Source organism: Pseudomonas sp. YNh (assembly GCF_037993085.1).
Lineage (GTDB): Bacteria > Pseudomonadota > Gammaproteobacteria > Pseudomonadales > Pseudomonadaceae > Aquipseudomonas > Aquipseudomonas putida.
Map to the genome: position 1 here is coordinate 1 of NZ_JBBMRJ010000080.1, position 1,292 is coordinate 1,292.

Sequence of the window (1,292 nt, forward strand, 5' to 3'; positions counted from 1 at the left end):
GTCAACGGCCTGCAGCGGGTTTCCGCTGGCAGTGTCTTCGGTGCCTTGCCGCTGAACGTCGGCGATCAGGCCGATGACCGCCGCCTGGTGGACTCGACCCGTTCCCTGTTCAAGACCGGGTTCTTCCAGGACATCCAGCTGAACCGCGATGGCAATGTGCTGATCATCAACGTGGTCGAGCGCCCATCGGTGTCGAGCATCGAGATCGAAGGCAACAAGGCGATCAGCACCGAAGACCTGATGAAGGGCCTGAAACAATCGGGCCTGGCCGAAGGCGAGATCTTCCAGCGTGCCACCCTTGAAGGTGTGCGTAACGAACTGCAGCGCCAGTACGTGGCCCAGGGCCGCTATTCGGCCGAGGTCGACGCCGAAGTCGTGCCGCAGCCGCGCAACCGCGTGGCGCTGAAGATCAAGATCAACGAAGGCACCGTCGCTGCCATCCAGCACATCAACATCGTTGGCAACAACGTGTTCGATGATGACACCCTGGGCCAGCTGTTCGAGCTGAAGACCACCAACTGGCTGTCGTTCTTCAAGAACGACGACAAGTATGCCCGCGAAAAACTGTCCGGTGACCTGGAGCGCCTGCGCTCCTACTACCTGGACCGCGGCTACATCAACATGGACATCGCCTCCACCCAGGTGTCCATCACGCCAGACAAGAAACACGTCTACATCACCGTCAACATCAACGAAGGCGAGAAGTACACCGTTCGCGACGTGAAGCTGTCCGGTGACCTGAAAGTGCCGGAAGACCAGGTCAAGTCGCTGCTGCTGGTGCAGCCGGGCCAGGTGTTCTCGCGCAAGGTGATGACCACCACCTCCGAGCTGATTACCCGTCGTCTGGGCAACGAAGGCTACACCTTCGCCAACGTCAACGGCGTGCCACAGCCGAACGACCAGGACCACACGGTCGACATCATGTTCGTGGTCGACCCGGGCAAGCGTGCCTACGTCAACCGCATCAACTACCGCGGCAACACCAAGACCGAAGACGAAGTGCTGCGTCGCGAAATGCGCCAGATGGAAGGCGGCTGGGCTTCGACCTACCTGATCGACCAGTCCAAGACCCGCCTGGAGCGCCTGGGCTTCTTCAAGGAAGTCAACGTCGAGACCCCACCGGTGCCAGGCACTGACGACCAGGTCGACGTCAACTACAGCGTCGAAGAGCAAGCCTCCGGCTCGATCACCGCCAGCGTCGGTTTCGCCCAGAGCGCCGGCCTGATCCTCGGTGGTTCGATCAGCCAGAGCAACTTCCTGGGTACCGGTAACAAGGTGTCCATCGGCCTGAC

The 1,292-nt window shown here is 60.9% G+C and carries 1 protein-coding gene; it reads left to right on the forward strand.

Features of this window, described 5'->3' with window-relative positions; translation table 11 throughout:
* The coding region (bamA, locus tag WF331_RS29115) for an outer membrane protein assembly factor BamA (RefSeq protein ID WP_340623567.1) at positions 1-1,292 on the forward strand (1,292 nt) is incomplete at both ends.